Annotated in this window: 14 protein-coding genes; 2 read left to right on the top strand and 12 right to left on the bottom strand. The window is 70.7% G+C overall.

What is annotated here, in order from left to right:
- Positions 1–21 precede the first annotated feature (21 nt).
- Positions 22–1,590, bottom strand: a complete 1,569-nt coding sequence (locus MQC88_RS00620; RefSeq protein WP_243318233.1) for an amino acid permease — start codon at positions 1,588–1,590, stop codon at positions 22–24.
- Positions 1,591–1,751: 161 nt separating this feature from the next.
- Here MQC88_RS00620 and MQC88_RS00625 point away from each other — a divergent pair, with 161 nt between their 5' ends.
- Positions 1,752–2,324, top strand: coding sequence for an NUDIX hydrolase (locus tag MQC88_RS00625; RefSeq protein ID WP_243318235.1), 573 nt, complete (start codon positions 1,752–1,754; stop codon positions 2,322–2,324).
- A 136-nt stretch (positions 2,325–2,460) separates the two neighbouring features.
- On the opposite strand, the gene yeiP is transcribed toward MQC88_RS00625, so the two are convergent.
- The 7 genes from yeiP to MQC88_RS00660 form a co-directional block, all read right to left on the bottom strand.
- Positions 2,461–3,027 (bottom strand): elongation factor P-like protein YeiP, encoded by a 567-nt coding sequence (yeiP, locus tag MQC88_RS00630; RefSeq protein ID WP_243318237.1) that lies wholly within the window; start codon positions 3,025–3,027, stop codon positions 2,461–2,463.
- Between the two features lie 92 nt (positions 3,028–3,119).
- Complete coding sequence (locus MQC88_RS00635) at positions 3,120–3,890, bottom strand: SDR family NAD(P)-dependent oxidoreductase (protein ID WP_243318239.1); 771 nt, start codon at positions 3,888–3,890, stop codon at positions 3,120–3,122.
- A gap of 120 nt (positions 3,891–4,010) precedes the next feature.
- Positions 4,011–4,502, bottom strand: coding sequence for a GNAT family N-acetyltransferase (locus tag MQC88_RS00640; RefSeq protein ID WP_243318241.1), 492 nt, complete (start codon positions 4,500–4,502; stop codon positions 4,011–4,013).
- Positions 4,499–7,021, bottom strand: coding sequence for a sensor domain-containing protein (locus MQC88_RS00645; RefSeq protein ID WP_243318243.1), 2,523 nt, complete (start codon positions 7,019–7,021; stop codon positions 4,499–4,501). The genes MQC88_RS00640 and MQC88_RS00645 overlap by 4 nt, the downstream gene beginning before the upstream one ends.
- Positions 7,022–7,089: 68 nt before the next feature.
- On the bottom strand, positions 7,090–7,983 hold the full coding sequence (locus tag MQC88_RS00650; protein ID WP_243320180.1) for a hydroxymethylglutaryl-CoA lyase: 894 nt from the start codon (positions 7,981–7,983) through the stop codon (positions 7,090–7,092).
- Between the two features lie 22 nt (positions 7,984–8,005).
- Positions 8,006–10,006, bottom strand: a complete 2,001-nt coding sequence (locus MQC88_RS00655) for an acetyl/propionyl/methylcrotonyl-CoA carboxylase subunit alpha (RefSeq protein ID WP_425491575.1) — start codon at positions 10,004–10,006, stop codon at positions 8,006–8,008.
- 14 nt (positions 10,007–10,020) lie between these two features.
- Positions 10,021–10,806 carry an enoyl-CoA hydratase-related protein gene (locus MQC88_RS00660; protein WP_243318246.1) on the bottom strand — a complete coding sequence of 262 codons (786 nt, stop codon included), beginning with the start codon at positions 10,804–10,806 and terminating at the stop codon, positions 10,021–10,023.
- Between the two features lie 148 nt (positions 10,807–10,954).
- Here MQC88_RS00660 and MQC88_RS00665 point away from each other — a divergent pair, with 148 nt between their 5' ends.
- Positions 10,955–12,937, top strand: a complete 1,983-nt coding sequence (locus tag MQC88_RS00665) for a cytochrome c/FTR1 family iron permease (protein WP_243318249.1) — start codon at positions 10,955–10,957, stop codon at positions 12,935–12,937.
- A gap of 111 nt (positions 12,938–13,048) precedes the next feature.
- Here MQC88_RS00665 and MQC88_RS00670 read toward each other — a convergent pair whose 3' ends face one another.
- The 4 genes from MQC88_RS00670 to MQC88_RS00685 form a co-directional block, all read right to left on the bottom strand.
- Positions 13,049–13,417 carry an FYVE zinc finger domain-containing protein gene (locus tag MQC88_RS00670; RefSeq protein ID WP_243318251.1) on the bottom strand — a complete coding sequence of 123 codons (369 nt, stop codon included), beginning with the start codon at positions 13,415–13,417 and terminating at the stop codon, positions 13,049–13,051.
- The gene (locus MQC88_RS00675; protein ID WP_243318253.1) at positions 13,414–13,932 is read right to left on the bottom strand and encodes a bactofilin family protein; all 519 of its coding nucleotides are present in this window, start codon (positions 13,930–13,932) and stop codon (positions 13,414–13,416) included. The genes MQC88_RS00670 and MQC88_RS00675 overlap by 4 nt, the downstream gene beginning before the upstream one ends.
- A 131-nt stretch (positions 13,933–14,063) precedes the next feature.
- Positions 14,064–15,689, bottom strand: coding sequence for a carboxyl transferase domain-containing protein (locus MQC88_RS00680; protein ID WP_243318255.1), 1,626 nt, complete (start codon positions 15,687–15,689; stop codon positions 14,064–14,066).
- A gap of 146 nt (positions 15,690–15,835) precedes the next feature.
- Entirely contained in the window at positions 15,836–16,216 is a 381-nt protein-coding gene (locus MQC88_RS00685) for a hypothetical protein (protein ID WP_243318256.1), read from the bottom strand.
- Positions 16,217–16,355: the final 139 nt, after the last annotated feature.

Raw genomic sequence — 16,355 nt, forward strand, 5'->3', positions numbered from 1 at the left:
AGCGGTCGGTTCCTACCGCCGTCAGGCTTCCGGACCCTCGTGGAACACGGGTTCCGGGGGCGGTACTTCGCCGCCTTCCGGCCCGGTGAGGCCGCGACCCAGGTCGCTGTGCTTGTAGCCGTAGAACCGGTAGACCACCAGGCCGATGATCGCCCAGCCGAAGAACAGGCCGATCGTGTACAGCGACAGGTTGAAGAACAGCAGCAGGCAGCCGGCGACCGCAAGCGGGCACACCACCCACACCAGCGGGGTGCGGAACGGGCGATGCCGGTTCGGCTGCTGCTTGCGCAGGATCATGACGCCGATCGCGACCATGATGAAGGCGAACAGCGTGCCCGAGTTGGAAATGTCGGCGAGGATGCCGACCGGGAACATCGCGCCGAACAGCGCCACGAACACGCCGGTGATGACCGTGATCACGTGCGGGGTGTGGTACTTCGGGTGCACCCTGGACAGCACCTCCGGCAGCAGGCCGTCGCGCGACATGGTGAAGAAGATGCGGGTCTGGCCGTAGATCATCATCAGCACCACCGACGGCAGCGCCAGCGCCGCGGCCAGGCCGATCAGGTTGCCGATGCCGCCGAAGCCGATCATGCGCATCACGTGCGCCAGCGGCTCCTTGCTGCAGACCAGCGCCTCGGCGTGGTTGAGGCACGCCGCCGCCATCTCCGGGGTGCCGGGCTGCAGCACCACGCCGTCGGCGCCGACCATCGGGGTGGACCCGGCCGCGCCCACCGCGCCGTATCCCACCAGCAGGTAGAAGATGGTGCAGATCAGCAACGAGCCGATCAGGCCGATCGGGATGTTGCGGTTCGGGTTCTTGGTTTCTTCCGACGCGGTCGAGACCGCATCGAAACCGACGTAGGCGAAGAAGATCGAGGCCGCCGCGCCGAGCACGCCGATGCCCCCCATCGGGCTGCCCCAGCCGGTCGGGAAGAACGGTTCGAAGTTCTCGCTCTGCACCGCCGGCAGCGAGATCACGATGAAGGCGATCAGCGCCGCCACCTTGATCGACACCAGCACCGCGTTGACCTTGGCCGACTTGGACGTGCCGATCACCAGAAGCCAGGTCACCACCAGGGCGATGGCACACGCCAGCAGGTTGAACATGCCGCCGTCGTACGGGCCGGTGCGCAGTGCCAGCGGCAGCGCCAGCGAACCTTTCTCGACCAGGCCGAACAGGTCGGTATGCATCAGCAGGCCGTTCATGTAACCCGACCAGCCGACCGAGACCGCGCCTGCCGCGACCGCGTATTCAAGGACCAGCGCCCAGCCGACGACCCAGGCCAGGGCCTCGCCCAGCACGCCGTAGGTGTAGGTGTAGGCGGAGCCGGAGACCGGCACCATCGATGCCAGCTCGGCGTACGCAAGCGCGGCCAGCGCGCAGACAACGGCGGCGATCACGAACGCGATCATCATCGCCGGGCCGGCCTTCTGGCCCGCTTCGGCGGTCAGCACGAAGATGCCGGTGCCGATGACCGCGCCGATGCCGAGCATCGTCAGCTGGAACGCACCCAGTTGCCGGGTCAGCGCCTTCTTGCCGGCGGTTTCCAGGATCTTGTCGAGCGGCTTGACGCGCCAAAAAAGCATCGTGTTCTCCCCAGTACGTTGCGGTGGGCACGGTGGACCCGTGCTGGAACGGCAAGTCGCCGACCTTACCGGTCACCCGGCATGCACACAAGCGCCGTGGGGCACATGAACGGGGCCGGGGCGATAATCGACGGCCTCGACGATCGGTGGACTGCGGCGACATGGATGGATGGAAAGGAGAAGACGGCGCCGCGCGGCTTGCCGAGGCGCTGCGGGCCTACCGCAGCCGCTGGCCAGGCGAGGGCGGGACCGTCGACCGCTTCCTCGAACTGCTGGACGACCCGGCCGACCCGTTCGTGCGCGAGCGCCTGGCGGGGCACTTCACCGCGTCGGCGTGGCTGGTCGCCGCCGATGGCGCGCGCGCGTTGCTGACCCACCACCGCAAGCTCGGCCTGTGGCTGCAGCTGGGCGGCCACGCCGACGGCGACCGCCACCTGGTCCGCGCCGCGTTGAAGGAATCGCACGAGGAATCCGGGCTGGCGGGCCTGGAGATCGAGGACGAGATCTTCGATCTCGACCGACACTGGATTCCGGAGCACAAGGGCGTGCCCGCGCACTGGCATTACGACGTGCGCTACGTGGTGCGCGCCGGTGCCGGCGAAGCCTTCGTGGTCAGCGACGAATCCCATGCCCTCGCTTGGCGCAGCATCGCCGAACTGGCGGGCGAGGCCAGCGCCGATCCGTCGGTGCGGCGGATGGCGGGCAAATGGCTGGCGCGAGCGGCGTCGAACTGACCCGCGTGCGCAATTGTGGGAGCGGCTTCAGCCGCGAGCTCTTCCCCAGTCGCATCGCAAGCGGCGCCACTGCAAAAGCTCGCGGCTGAAGCCGCTCCCACAGGGGGGCAGTGGGGCGGGCGCCGCCAGGCGGCCGTCAGTCCGCGCGGCCGCCGAATTCGCCGGTGGTCGTGTTGACCCAGACCCTTTCGCCGCTGGCGATGTACTCGGGGACCTGGATCTCGATCCCGGTCGACAGCTTCGCCGGCTTCGGGCGCTTGGTCGCGGTGCCGCCCTTGAGTTCCGGCGGCGTCTCGATCACTTCCATCGCCACGCTCTGTGGCAGTTGCAGGGCGACGGGCTGGTCGTCGATGACCTGCACGTAGCAGCCCTTGAGATCGTCGACGATGTAGCCGGCGGCATCGCCGACCACGTCGGCGTCGAGCGTGTACGGGGTGTAGTCCTCGTCGTCGAGGAACACGAAGGCGTCGCCGTCGCGGTACGAGTAGGTCGCCTGCCGCCGCGACAGCTCGACTTCCTTCAGCTCGTCGTCGCCGCCGAGGCTGAGGTCGAACTTGGTGCCGCCGGGCACGCTGTACAGGGTGAAGCGGAACTTGACGTTGCCGCCGCGACCCTGCGGCGAGCTGCGTTCGATGTCGCGCACCTGGTACACGGTGCCGTTGTGCTCGACCACGTTGCCCTTCTTGATGTCGTAAGCCTTCATCCGATTCCTGTCTCGTGCATTTGTGTGTAGGAGCGGCTTCAGCCGCGACCGGGATGCGGGGTCGCGGCTGAAGCCGCTACATCCGGAATGGGTTATTTGGAGGCCAGGCGCGTGGCGCCGTCCAGGCGGATGGTCTCGCCGTTGAGGTAGGTGTTGCCGAGGATGAAGCCGACCAGGTCGGCGTATTCCTCCGGCTTGCCCAGGCGCGAGGGGAACGGGATCGACGCCGCCAGCGACTGCTGCACGTTCTCCGGCATGCCGTCGACCATCGGCGTCCAGAAGATGCCCGGGGCGACGGTCATCACGCGGATGCCGAAACGTGCCAGTTCCCGCGCCATCGGCAGGGTCATGCCGACCACGCCGCCCTTGGATGCCGAATACGCGGCCTGGCCGATCTGGCCTTCGTAGGCGGCGACGGAGGCGGTGTTGACGATCACGCCGCGCTCGCCATCGGCACCGGCTTCGTTGTGCTGCATCAGTTCGGCCGCGGCCTTGGCGACGTTGAAGCTGCCGACCAGGTTGACCATCACGGTGCCGGCGAAATTCTTCAGCGGCATCGCGCCTTCCTTGCCGAGCACCCGGCCGGCGCCGAGGATGCCGGCGCAATTGACCGCGACGTTGAGCCCGCCGAGGAATTCGCGCGCGTCGGCGACGTTGGCGGCGACGCCGGCCTCGTCGGTGACGTCGGTGCGCAAGTAGCGTGCGTTGCCGGCGCCCAGTTCGGCGACCGCGGCCGCGCCCTTGTCGTCGTTGACGTCCAACAGCGCGACCTTGCCGCCGTTGGCGACGAGGTGCCGGGCGACGGCCAGGCCGAGGCCGGAGACGCCGCCGGTGACGACGGCGCGGGTGGCGGAAAGCTGCATGGGGGCATCCTTGTGGCGGAAACCGGGAATTTTAGTGGTTTCGGATTCCGGTGGGGACATTCCCCCGTCCGCCGCGCGCGGCGGGGACGGCTGCGCCGGGTTGCCGGCCGGGGGCCCGGACTACAGGTCGCGCAGGTAGAAGGCGTTGCAGCCGCCGTGGCCGGTGGCGCCCAACGGCGCGTCGATGCGGCGGAAGCCGCTGCGCTCGTACAGTTTCATCGCCGCATCCATTCCGCCCAGGGTTTCCAGGTAGCAGCGCGCGAAGCCGAAGCCGCGCGCGGCGTCGAGGCAGCGCGCCATCATCGCAGCGCCTGCGCCGAGCCCGCGCGCGCCGGGCAGGAAGTACATCTTGCGCAGTTCGCAGGTATCGCCGGGGCCGCCTTCCAGCGGCGCCACGCCGCCGCCGCCAAGCACGACGCCGTCGGCTTCGACCACGAAATAGGCGCTGCGCGGCGCGCTGTAGGCGCGGCTCATCCAGTCGACCTCGGGGTCGTTGATGGCGAAACCGTCGCCGACCGCGCCGAACTCGGGCATCACCGCGCGGATGATCGCGGCGATGGCGGCATCGTCGTCGGCGATGATCGGCCGGATCGACCAGTTCGCCGCGGTCACGGCGCGGCCTGCCCGAGCCGGCGCGCGAATTCCCCCGGGGGCAGGCCCGGTGCGAACAGGAAGCCCTGTCCGACCGGCACCCCGAGCTGCAGCAGGAACTCGCGCTGGGCCGCGGACTCCACGCCCTCGGCCACCAGCCCCAGCCCGAGGCTGCGGGCGATGCCGGACACCGCCTGGCAGACGGCGACGTCGGACTTGTTGCCGGGCACGCCTTCGACGAACAGCTGGCTCAGCTTGAGGCCGTGGATGGGCAAGCGCCGCAGGTAGTTGAGCGCGCTGTAGCCCTCGCCGAAATCGTCGATCGTGAGCATCACGCCCAGCGCGCGCAGTTCGGCGAAGGTGCGCAGGGTGTCGGGCGCGTCCTCGATCAGCACGCGCTCGGTGAACTCCAGCTCCAGCGCCGAGCCGGGCAGGTCGAACTCGCGCAGGGTGTCGCGCACGATGACCGCCAGGTCGTCGCCGAGGAACTGGCGGTAGGAAACGTTGACCGCGACCCGGACCACCCCGAGCCCGGCATCGCGCCACTGCCGCACCTGGCGACAGGCCTCGCGCAGCACCCAGCTGCCGATGCGGATGATGTCGCCGGTGGTTTCGGCGTGGGCGATGAAGCGGTCCGGGCGCATTTCGCCCAGGTGCTGGTTGCGCCAGCGGATCAGCGCCTCGGCGGCGACGATGCCGCCGCCGTGCAGGTCGACCTGCGGCTGGTAGACCAGGTGGAACTCGTTGTTCTCGGTGGCGCGGCGCAGGTGCGTCTCCAGCCGCAAACGCTCCTGCTGCGATTGCGCCAGCGCCGGGGTGAACGCCTGCCAGCCGTTGCGCACGCGGCGCTTGGTGTCGTACATCGCGGCGTCGGCATTCTGGATCAGGGCCTGCGGGGTTTGGCCGTCGTCGGGGGCGCGGGCGATGCCGACGCTGGCGGTGATGGTGAATTCCTCGCTGTCGAAGCGGAAACTGTCGCCGAAGGCGCCGAGGATGGTGTCGGCGAGGCGTTCCGGGCGTGCCGGGTCGTCGCCGACGTTGCACACGACCAGGAATTCGTCGCCGCCGAAGCGCGCGATCAGGCCCTCGGTACCGACGGCGTGGGTGATGCGGTGGGCGGCGGACACCAGCAGGTCGTCGCCGGCGGCGTGGCCGAGCACGTCGTTGACCACCTTGAACCGGTCCAGGTCGATGTACAGCACCGCGATCCCGGCCATCGCCTGGTCGGCCAGGCGCGCCTGCAGCTCGCCGAGCACCGCGTCGCGGTTGAACAGGCCGGTCAACGGGTCGGTGCGCGCCTGCACCCGCAGGGTTTCCTCCGTGCGCTTGCGCTCGGTGATGTCCTGCAGGGTGCCGGTGACGTGCAGCGACAGGGGCTGTTCGCCCTCGGGCTCGCCGATCGCGCGCACGTGGAACAGCCGGCCGTCCGCGCGCCGGCCCTGCAGTTCCAGGTCGAAGCCACCGCTGCCGGCCAACGTGCGCTCGAGCACCTCGCGCAGGCGGATGCGGTCGCCTTCGGCGAGCGTGGCCAGCATCTGTTCCATCGTCGTCGGCGCGTTGTCGAAGCCCAGGATGCGCTGCGCTTCGTCGCTGAGGTAGAGCAGGCCGCGGCCGGCATCCCACTGCCAGCCGCCGATGTGCGCCAGCGCCTGCACGCGGTCGAACAGCGCGCTGTCGCGCTTGAGTTCGGTGACGTCGCTGAACAGCGACAGCACCTGGTGCGGCTTGTCGGCGCCGGGCGCGAACTGCGGCACCGAGGCCACCGCCAGCCAGGTCAGCTGCCGCAGGCGCTCGTTGTAGAAGCCGAGCACGGTGCTGTCTTCCATGCGCCCGGTGCGCAGGGCGCGGAACGCGGGCAGGTCCTGCTCCTGCAATTCGTTGCCGTCCTCGTCGACCACGCGCCAGCGCCCGGGCCGCAGCTCCTCGTCCAGGCTGAGGCCGTCCTCGACGTCGAGCATGCGGAACGCGGCGGCGTTGGCGTAGGTGATGCGGCCCTGCGCGTCGCGCACCATGATGCCCTTGTCGATGACCGCCATCAGCTCGCGGTAGCGCAGGTCCGCCTCGATCCGGTCGCTGAGGTCGCGCGCCACCGCCACCACGCAGGGACGCCCGTCGTACTCGAAGTTGGCCGAATGCACCTCCACCGGGAAGCGGGTTCCGTCGGCGCGCATGTTGGTGACTTCCACCACGTAGCTGTCGCCGCGGGTGAGCGCGTCCCAGACCGGGCCCATGTGGTCGCGCGGCAGGTCCGGGTTGAGCACGTGGATGGGTTTGCCGATGATTTCCTCGGGCCGGCGCCGGTAGGCGGCGATGCCGGCCTTGTTGAGGTCGAGGACGGTGCCGTCCCACGCGATCACGCTGACCGGGTCGGGCACGGCGTCGAACAGCGCGCGATAGCGGCTGCGCTCGGCGGCGCTGTCGGCGACGGCGGCCTGCAGCACGTTGCGCGTTTCGAACAGCAGCGATTGCAGGCCATGCGGCAGCGTCGGATTTTCCGCGGCGCGCTTCAGCGCGGCCAGCAGGGCATCGGTGTCGGGCATGCCGCTGGCAGCTGGCGCGGCCGCGTCGGGCCCGGGAGGCGGTACCGGCGGCATGGGCGCGTCGGCGTTCACGCGGCGGCCAGCGCCCGGGTGACCTTGCTGCCGCTGTCGCGGCCGAGCAGGGCGGCGAGCCAGCGCCCGGTCTCGACCAGGCGGCCGAGGTCGATGCCGGTCTCGATGCCCAGGCCATGCAGCATGTAGACCACGTCCTCGCTGGCGACGTTGCCGCTGGCGCCCTTCGCGTAGGGACAGCCGCCGGTGCCGGAGACCGAGGAATCGACCACCGCCACGCCTTCCTCCAGGCACGCGAGGATGTTCGACAATGCCTGGCCGTAGGTGTCGTGGAAATGCACCGCGAGCGCCGCCATCGGCACTTCCGCCGCGACCGCGCGCAGCATCGCCCGTGCCTTGCCCGGGGTGCCGACGCCGATGGTGTCGCCCAGCGAGACCTCGTAGCAGCCCATCGCGTGCAGCGCGCGCGCCACCCGCACCACGTCGGCCAACGGCACCGCGCCCTGGTAGGGGCAGCCGAGCACGGTGGAGACGTAGCCGCGCACGCGCACGCCTTCGGCGCAGGCGCGTTCCATCACCGGCGCGAAGCGCGCCAGCGACTCGTCGATGCCGGCGTTGATGTTCCGCTGGTTGAAGGCTTCCGAAGCCGCGGTGAAGATCGCGATCTCTTCGGCGCCGACGGCACGCGCGCGCTCGTAGCCCTGCAGGTTCGGCACCAGCACCGGGTAATGCACCCCGGGCAGGCGGGTGATGCCCGCGAATACCTCCGCGGCGTCGGCCAGTTGCGGAATCCATTTCGGGCTGACGAAGCTGGTCGCCTCGATGCTCTGCAGCCCCGTCGCCGACAGCCGGTCGACCAGCTCGATCTTGGCCGCGGTCGCGACGATCTTCTTCTCGTTCTGCAGGCCGTCGCGCGCGCCGACTTCGACGATGCGCACATGGCCGGGCAGCCGGGGCGCGGGCGCGGCCACCTCAGGGCTCCAGCGTGAGCAGCACGGCATCGGCCTCGACGAAATCGCCGGCCGCCGCGCCGAGCGACGCGACCACGCCATCGCGCGGCGCCTTCAGCGCGAGCTCCATCTTCATCGCCTCGACCACCAGCAACTCCTGCCCCGCCACGACGCTCTCCCCCGGGCCGGCCCGGACCACCACCACGCGGCCCGGCATCGGCGCGCGCAAGCGGTCGTCCTGCGCGGCCTGCGTGCCGCCTTCGCGAAGATACACCTCGACCGGTTCCAGTTGCAGGCGTCGCTGCCCGTCGTGCAGCAGCAGCCGCCGCGATCCGGCGCGGACCAGGAACCGGTGCGCCAGGTCGTCGAAACGGGCGCTGAGCACGCCATCGGCCAGCCGCGCGCCGGAAACGACGCTGCCGTGCCCGTCGACTTCGATCCGGTATTCCCCGCCACTGCCGTGCGCGGCCAGCAGCACGCGCCGGCCGCGATGCAGGAACGCGAGGTGGCGCTTGCCGGCGTGTCCCAGGCGCCAGCCGTCGGCCAGCGCCCAGGGCGATCCCGGGTCGGCGGACGCGGCGGCGCCCGCGGCCTGCGCGCGTTCCTGCAGCAGCAGCTGCGCGGTGGCAGCGGCGAGCAGGTGCAGCGGGTCGATGGCGTCGTCGGCGGCCGGCACGAACTCGTCGAGGTGGCGGTCCAGGTAGCCGGTGTCGATGCTGGCGTCGACGATCGCCGGGTGCCGCACCAGCCGCTCGAGGAAGGCGATGTTGGATTTCGGCCCGGCGATGTCGCATTGCGCCAGCGCTTCGCGCATCCGTGCCAGCGCGGACGCGCGATCTTCGTCGTGCACGATCAGCTTGGCGATCATCGGGTCGTAGAAGATGCTGACGGTGTCGCCTTCGACCACGCCGGAATCGACGCGCACGTGCGCCGACGGCGCCGGCAGGCGCAGTTGCTCGAGCTTGCCGGAGCCGGGCAGGAAGCCGGCCTCGGGATCCTCGGCGTACAACCGCACCTCGATCGCATGGCCACGCTGCGGCACCTGCTCCTGGGCAAGCGGCAGCGGCTCGCCGGCGGCCACGCGCAGCTGCCATTCGACCAGGTCCAGGCCGGTCACCATTTCGGTGACCGGGTGCTCGACCTGCAGCCGGGTGTTGATCTCCATGAAATAGAAGGCGCCATCGGGGGCGACGATGAACTCCACCGTCCCGGCATTGGCATAGTCGATCGCGCGTGCCGCCTGCACCGCGGCCGCGCCCATCGCCGCGCGCAGTTCCGGGGTCAGGAACGGCGATGGCGATTCCTCCAGCACCTTCTGGTAGCGGCGCTGCGCCGAGCATTCGCGCTCGTTGAGGTGGATCACGTTGCCGTGGCTGTCGCCGAACACCTGGATCTCGATGTGGCGCGGCGAACGCACGTAGCGCTCCAGCAGCACGCGATCGCGGCCGAAGGCGCCGGCGGCTTCGCGCTGGCAGCTTTCCAGGTTCGGCAGGAACTCCCCGGGCCCGTGCACCACGCGCATGCCCTTGCCGCCACCGCCGTGCGCGGCCTTGATCATCAGCGGGAAGCCGATCCGTTCCGCTTCGCGTGCCAGCAACTGCGGCGACTGGTCCTCGCCGGTGTAGCCCGGCACCACCGGCACGCCAGCGGCCTGCATCAGTTCCTTGGCGCCGGCCTTGCTGCCCATCCTGCGCATCGACGATCCCGACGGGCCGATGAAGACCACGCCCGCGGCCGCGACCGCGTCGGCGAAGTCGGCGTTCTCGCTGAGGAAGCCGAAGCCGGGATGGATCGCCCGCGCGCCCGATTGCAGGGCCGCTTCGATGATCGCGTCGCCGCGCAGGTAGGACTCCTGCGGGCGCGGGCCGCCGATCGGCCAGGCTTCGTCGGCCTGGCGCACGTGCTGGGCGTCGGCGTCGGCCTGCGAATACACCGCGACCGTGCGGATGCCGAGCCGGCGTGCGCTGCGGATGACGCGGCAGGCGATCTCGCCGCGGTTGGCGACCAGGATCTTGTCGAACAGGGGCGTGCCGGGCATCAGGCTTGGGTCCATGCGGGCTTGCGTTTTTCCAGGAACGCGCCGATGCCTTCCTGGCCTTCGGCCGAGACCCGCAGGCGCGCGATCAGCGCGGCGTTGGCCTGGTCGATCGCCTCGGCGTCGCCGCCGGCGGAGGCATTGCGCACCAGCAGTTTGGCCGATGCCGCGGCCACCGGACCGGCCTTTAGCAGCAGGTCGACCTGCCGCTGCACCGCGTCGTCGAGCGCGCTCGCGTCGGCCACTTCGTGCAGCAGGCCGATGCGCCTGGCTTCGGCGGCGTCGAAGATTTCCGCGGTGGCGAAATAGCGGCGCGCATGGCGGCTGCCGATCGCCGCGATGACATAGGGCGAAATCACCGCGGGCAGCAAGCCGAGCCGGCTTTCGGTGAGCCCGAACCTGGCCTCCGGCACGCCGATGGCGATGTCGCAGGCGGCAACCAGGCCCACGCCACCGCCGAACGCGGCGCCATGCACCCGCGCGATGGTCGGTTTCGGCAAGCCGTCGAGGGTGCGCAGCAGGCGGGCGAGGGCGAGCGCATCGTCGCGGTTCTCCGCCTCGCTGGCGGCGGCCATGCCGCGCATCCAGTTGAGGTCGGCGCCCGCGGAAAACGAGGCGCCGGCACCCTCCAGCACCACGACCCGGACCTGCGGATCCTCGCCGAGCCGGGCCAGCGCGTCGGTGAGGGCGGCGACCAGGGCGGCGTCGAAGGCGTTGTGCAGTTGCGGCCGCTCCAGCCGCAGCCGCGCCACCGCGCCGTCGCGGTGCAGGGTCAGGGAGTCGCTCATCGGATCCGATTCGATGGGGAAACTTCCGGATGATAGCCGCTGCCGCGGGAGGCCTCCCGCGGCCCCGCTGGCTGGTATAGAATGAGAACCATTCCCATCCCGACGGTGGCGCGCCGATGCGACCCCGTTCCGAGCCGGCCACCGCCCCATGAGCCATTTGCGCCTGCTGTTGACCACCGTGCTGCTGGCCGTCGCCGGCCTGTGCGTGGCTGCCCCGAACACCACCGGCGCCGACGCCCGGCAGTTGTGGCAGTTGCTGGACTACGTCGCGGTCGACTACGCCGGCGCGGTCGCCGATGGCAAGGTCGTCAAGGCCGGCGAGTACGCCGAGATGGTCGAGTTCGCCGCCACCGCGCAACGCAGCATCGCCCGCCTGCCCGCGGGCCCCGGCCATGCGCAACTGGTGGACGGCTCCGCGGCGCTGGTGCAGGCGGTGGCGCGCAAGGCCGACCCGGCCGAGGTGGCCAGGCTGGCGCGCGGGCTGGCCGACCAGGTGGTGGTCGGCTACGGCATCGAAACCGGGCCGCGGCAGGTCCCGGACCTCGCCCGCGGCGCGACCCTGTACCAGGGCCAGTGCGCGAGCTGCCATGGCGCGCAGGGCAACGCGGACGGTCCGGCGGCGGCACGCCTGGATCCCCCGGCGATCGCCTTCACCGACGCTGCGCGCGCGCGCGAACGCAGCGTGTTCGGCCTCTACCAGGTCATCACCCAGGGCGTTGCCGGCACCTCGATGGCCAGCTTCGCCGGATTGCCGGAGGCGGACCGCTGGGCGCTGGCGTTCCACGTGGCCGGCTTGTCCTACGACGACCGCGTGCGCGCGGCCGGACAGGCGCTGTGGACCACCGGCGCGCCGCCGAGCGCGCAGGTGCCCGACCTGGACGCGCTCGCGCGGCTGACGGAAGCCGACCTGGCCGCAGGCAGCAATGCCGCAGTCGCGCGCGCGCTGATGGCCTACCTGCGCAGCCATCCGCAACAGCTCGTCGATTCCGCCAACGCCGTCGCGGCCGTCGCCGGCGCCAGCGGCCCCGGCGGCGGCGCCGGGCTCGCGATCGCGCGCGAGAAGCTCGACCAGAGCGTCGCCGCCTACGGTCGCGGCGACGCCGCCGGCGCGCGCACGCTGGCGCTGTCGGCGTACCTGGACGGCTTCGAGATGGTCGAGCCCACGCTCGCCGCCCGCGATCCCAAGCTGATGGCGCAGGTCGAGGCGGCCATGGGCGAATACCGCTCGCGCCTGGCCGCGGGGGCACCACAGGCGGAAGTGGCCGCGCAGGCGCAGGTCCTGCATGGCCTGCTCGACTCCTCGGCGGCGACGATGGAACAGACCAGCGGCGACGCCAGCGTGGCGTTCTTCGGCAGCTACACGATCCTGGTGCGCGAAGGCCTGGAGGCGCTGCTGATCCTGATCGCGATGATCGCGTTCCTGCGCAAGGCCGAGCGTCGCGACGCGCTGACCTACGTCCACGCCGGCTGGATCGTGGCGTTGGTGGCGGGCGTCGGTACCTGGTTCGCGGCGACCTACTTCGTCGAGATCAGCGGCGCCAGCCGCGAGCTGACCGAAGGGCTGAGCGCGCTGTTCGCGGCCGCGGTGCTGCTCAGCGTTGGCATCTGGATGCACCAGAAGAGCGTCGCCGGCCACTGGCAGCATTACCTGCAGAGCCAGCTGTCGGCCGCGCTCACCGGGCGTTCGGCGTGGCTGCTGTTCGGGCTGGCGTTCATCGCGGTGTACCGCGAGGTGTTCGAGACGATCCTGTTCTACATCGCGCTGTGGAACCAGGGCCACAACGGCGCGCTGCTGCTCGGCCTGCTGGCCGGCGCCGGCACGCTGGCGCTGATCGCGGTGCTGATGCTGCGCTACAGTCGCCGCTTGCCGATCGGCAAGTTCTTTACCTGGAGTTCGGTGCTGATCACGGTGCTCGCGGTGGTGCTCGCGGGCAAGGGCGTGGCGGCGCTGCAGGAAGCCGGCTGGCTGTCGGTGCACACCCTGCGTGCGCCGCGGATCCCGCTGCTGGGGATGTATCCGTCGATGCAGTCGATGCTGGCGCAGCTGGGCGTGCTGGCGGTGGCGGTCGCAGGCTTCGTGCTCAACATGCGCAGCGGCCGCAACCGGCCAGTGGCGCGCACCGGGCCGTAGCGCGGCAACCACCGCCTCGCGTCGTTCGCGATCGGGGCAAGCGCGTGGCGTCCCGTACCAGGCAAGGCCCACGCCGTTGTCGGCATGGGCCCGGGGCAGGGCAGTCGCCTGCTAGTGCCGGATGCCGCCGCCCGGCAGCTTGACCCCGGCCGGCGTGAACATCTCCACGTCCAGGGTAAACGTGCGCTGCTCGTTGCCGCGCAACGCGCCGACGCCGACCACCTGGCGCGCGACTTCCTCGCCGCGATCGTTGCGGATCGTCAGCACCACCGAGTATTCCCACGGCTCGCCGTCCGGCGGATGCCGGATCGTGCCTTCCACCCGCAGCGCCGAGGACGATTCCAGGGTGCGTGCCGAGGAAGGTTCGAAACGCAGGTGGTGCTTGCACGACGGGCACACCGCCGCGCTGTCCAGGATCGTGGTCTTGCAATGCGGGCAGACGCGGGTGCTGCCCGCGGTGCCCGCGCGCGCGCTGCTCATGACAGGGTGCTGCTTTCCCCGTTGCCGTTCGGCTTGGAGGCCTTGTCTTCCCAGCCGAAGTCGGCCTGGCCGCGCATGCGCGACCCGGCGGCAACGGTGAGCGAGCCGGCCTTGACGTCGCCGACCAGCACGCCGCCCTGCTGCAGTTCGACCTGGGCGGCGCCCTCGATGTTGCCTTCCAGTTCACCGGCGATGACCACGCGCTTGGCGCGCACGCCGCCGGTGAGCTTGGCGCCGGGTTCGATCGTCAGGTCGCCCTGCACGTTGACGTCGCCCTTGAACTTGCCGGCGATGCGGACGTGGCCGGAGCCTTCGATCTTGCCTTCGATGGTGAGGTCGGCGGCGATCAGGGATTCCTTCGCGGCGACCGCATCGCGGCGCGGCGCGGGCGACGACTCCGGGATCGCGCCCGGACCAGCGCTGGTGGCGGCCGGCGTTTCACGGAAGGGCGGCGGATCGGGAGTGAACGGGGCCGCGTCCTTTTTGGCCGTGCTTTGCGGGTTGAAAATCGCCATTGCGATGGGTCCTCTGCGAACGTATGTACGGATGATCCCCCTGGACCATCGAGACTAGCACGGCTGCATGGCACCGGCGCTGTGACGCCGCGCCCGGCTTGCGCACGCTGGCTGGCGCAAGCCGGGCGTCGCTACATGCGGAATACGCCGAAGCGGGTGCCGTCGCGTCCGGGGCCGCTTTCGATCGGCGCGTTCAGCGACGCCGAGATCCCCAGCCCGAGCACCCGGCGGGTGTCGGCCGGGTCGATGATGCCGTCGTCCCACAAGCGCGCGGTGGCGTACCACGGGCTGCCCTGGGATTCGTACTGCTCGCGGATCGGCGCCTTGAATGCCTCTTCCTCCGCAACCGGCCACTGCCCGCCGCGCGCCTCGATGCCATCGCGCTTGACCGTCGCCAGCACGCTCGCCGCCTGCTCGCCGCCCATCACGCTGATGCGCGCGTTCGGCCACATCCACAGGAACCTCGCCCCGTAGGCGCGGCCGCACATCGCGTAGTTGCCGGCGCCGAAGCTGCCGCCGATCACCACGGTGAACTTCGGCACGTGCGAGCACGCCACCGCCGTCACCATCTTGGCGCCGTCCTTGGCGATGCCGGCCTGCTCGTACTTGCGGCCGACCATGAAGCCGGTGATGTTCTGCAGGAACACCAGCGGGATGCCGCGCTGGTTGCACAGCTCGATGAAATGCGCGCCCTTGAGCGCCGACTCCGAGAACAGGATGCCGTTGTTGGCGACGATGCCCACCGGGTAGCCGTGCAGGTGGGCGAAACCGGTGACCAGGGTCTTGCCGTAGCGCGCCTTGAACTCCTGCAGCTCGCTGCCGTCGACGATGCGCGCGATCACCTCGCGGATGTCGAACGGGCGGCGCGCATCCTTCGGTACGATCCCGTACAGCTCCTCGCTCGCGTACAGCGGCTCGCGCGCTTCGCGCACCGCCAGCGGCAGCAGCTTGCGCCGGTTGAGGTTGGCGACGATGTCGCGCGCGATCTGCAGCGCATGGCGGTCGTCCTCGGCGAAGTGGTCGGCGACGCCGGAGATCGAGGTATGGACGTCGGCGCCGCCGAGGGTCTCGGCGTCGACGATCTCGCCGGTGGCGGCCTTCACCAGCGGCGGGCCGCCAAGGAAGATCGTGCCCTGTTCCTTGACGATGACCGATTCGTCGCTCATCGCCGGCACGTAGGCGCCGCCGGCGGTGCAACTGCCCATCACCACCGCGACCTGCGGGATGTTGTCCGCGCTCAGCCGCGCCTGGTTGTAGAAGATGCGGCCGAAGTGCTCCTTGTCCGGGAACACTTCGTCCTGCAGCGGCAGGAAGGCACCCCCGGAGTCGACCAGGTACACGCACGGCAGCCGGTTCTCGCGCGCGATCTCCTGCGCGCGCAGGTGCTTCTTTACCGTGATCGGGAAGTAGGTGCCGCCCTTGACCGTGGCGTCGTTGGCGACCACCACCACTTCCTGGCCCATGACCCGGCCGATGCCGCAGACCATGCCGGCGGCCGGCGCCGCACCGTCGTACATCTCTTCGGCGGCGAGCGGCGCGATCTCCAGGAACGGCGAACCGGGGTCGAGCAGGGCGACGATGCGCTCGCGCACCAGCAGCTTGCCGCGCTCGACGTGCCGCTCGCGCGCCTTCTGCCCGCCGCCGTCGGCGGCGCGCGCCAGCCGGCGATCGAGTTCCTCGACCAGGGCGCGGTGCCAGGCGGCGTTGTCGCGGAACTCGGGGGAACGCGGATCCAGTTGCGAGGCGATGGCGGGCATGCGGGCGGCGGGTTGCAGCGGAACGGCAAGGATACAGATTCAGGCACCGGCTCCCGGCGCGGCGCCATGCCGCGTTCGGCGAGCGGCCCGGGGAAAAAGAAAAGGCCCGCCGAGGCGGGCCTTTTCCATGCAGCGGATGCGGATGCTTACTTCTTGGCTTCTTCGGCGGCAGCGTCGGCCTTGTCGGCAACGTTCTGCGCGGCGTCGGCGGTGTTCTGCGCAGCCTCGGCGGTGGCCTGGGCGGCACCGGCGGCGGCTTCGCTGGCGGCGGCAGCGGCGGCGTCGGCGGCTTCCTGGGTGTTGGCGGCGACTTCGCCCGCGGCTTCGCCGGTGGCGGCGGCGGCGGCTTCCACGCCCTGCTGCGCGGCTTCACCGGTGGCGGACATGGCGTCGGCGGCGGTGGCACCGGCCTGGTCGGCGGCAGCGGCGGCCTCGGCGGCCTGCTGCTGCGCTTCCGGGGTCTCGTTCTTGCAGGCCGACAGGGCGAGCACGGCGGCGGCGGCGATGACGAAAAGCTTGGTGTTCATGGTGGTCTCCGGAGGAGTTGTCTGAAGGTTGGGTATCACGTGTCAGGCAACGCCTTTGCGCGCTGCGGGTCCGGCATCCGCCGGCGGGTGTCGCAAGCGACACGGTCCGTCAAGGAAAAAGCCGCCGGCGTACCGGCGG

This window comes from Cognatiluteimonas sedimenti (assembly GCF_022808325.1).
Taxonomy (GTDB): domain Bacteria; phylum Pseudomonadota; class Gammaproteobacteria; order Xanthomonadales; family Xanthomonadaceae; genus Cognatiluteimonas; species Cognatiluteimonas sedimenti.

What these genes read in the sequence shown, in the direction of transcription:
- MQC88_RS00620 (WP_243318233.1), bottom strand. Translation starts at nt 1,590, where the DNA reads ATGCTTTTTTGGCGCGTCAAGCCGCTCGACAAGATCCTGGAAACCGCC.
- MQC88_RS00625 (WP_243318235.1), top strand. Translation starts at nt 1,752, where the DNA reads ATGGATGGATGGAAAGGAGAAGACGGCGCCGCGCGGCTTGCCGAGGCG.
- yeiP (WP_243318237.1), bottom strand. Translation starts at nt 3,027, where the DNA reads ATGAAGGCTTACGACATCAAGAAGGGCAACGTGGTCGAGCACAACGGC.
- MQC88_RS00635 (WP_243318239.1), bottom strand. Translation starts at nt 3,890, where the DNA reads ATGCAGCTTTCCGCCACCCGCGCCGTCGTCACCGGCGGCGTCTCCGGC.
- MQC88_RS00645 (WP_243318243.1), bottom strand. Translation starts at nt 7,021, where the DNA reads ATGCCCGACACCGATGCCCTGCTGGCCGCGCTGAAGCGCGCCGCGGAA.
- MQC88_RS00660 (WP_243318246.1), bottom strand. Translation starts at nt 10,806, where the DNA reads ATGAGCGACTCCCTGACCCTGCACCGCGACGGCGCGGTGGCGCGGCTG.
- MQC88_RS00665 (WP_243318249.1), top strand. Translation starts at nt 10,955, where the DNA reads ATGAGCCATTTGCGCCTGCTGTTGACCACCGTGCTGCTGGCCGTCGCC.
- MQC88_RS00670 (WP_243318251.1), bottom strand. Translation starts at nt 13,417, where the DNA reads ATGAGCAGCGCGCGCGCGGGCACCGCGGGCAGCACCCGCGTCTGCCCG.
- MQC88_RS00675 (WP_243318253.1), bottom strand. Translation starts at nt 13,932, where the DNA reads ATGGCGATTTTCAACCCGCAAAGCACGGCCAAAAAGGACGCGGCCCCG.
- MQC88_RS00680 (WP_243318255.1), bottom strand. Translation starts at nt 15,689, where the DNA reads ATGCCCGCCATCGCCTCGCAACTGGATCCGCGTTCCCCCGAGTTCCGC.
- MQC88_RS00685 (WP_243318256.1), bottom strand. Translation starts at nt 16,216, where the DNA reads ATGAACACCAAGCTTTTCGTCATCGCCGCCGCCGCCGTGCTCGCCCTG.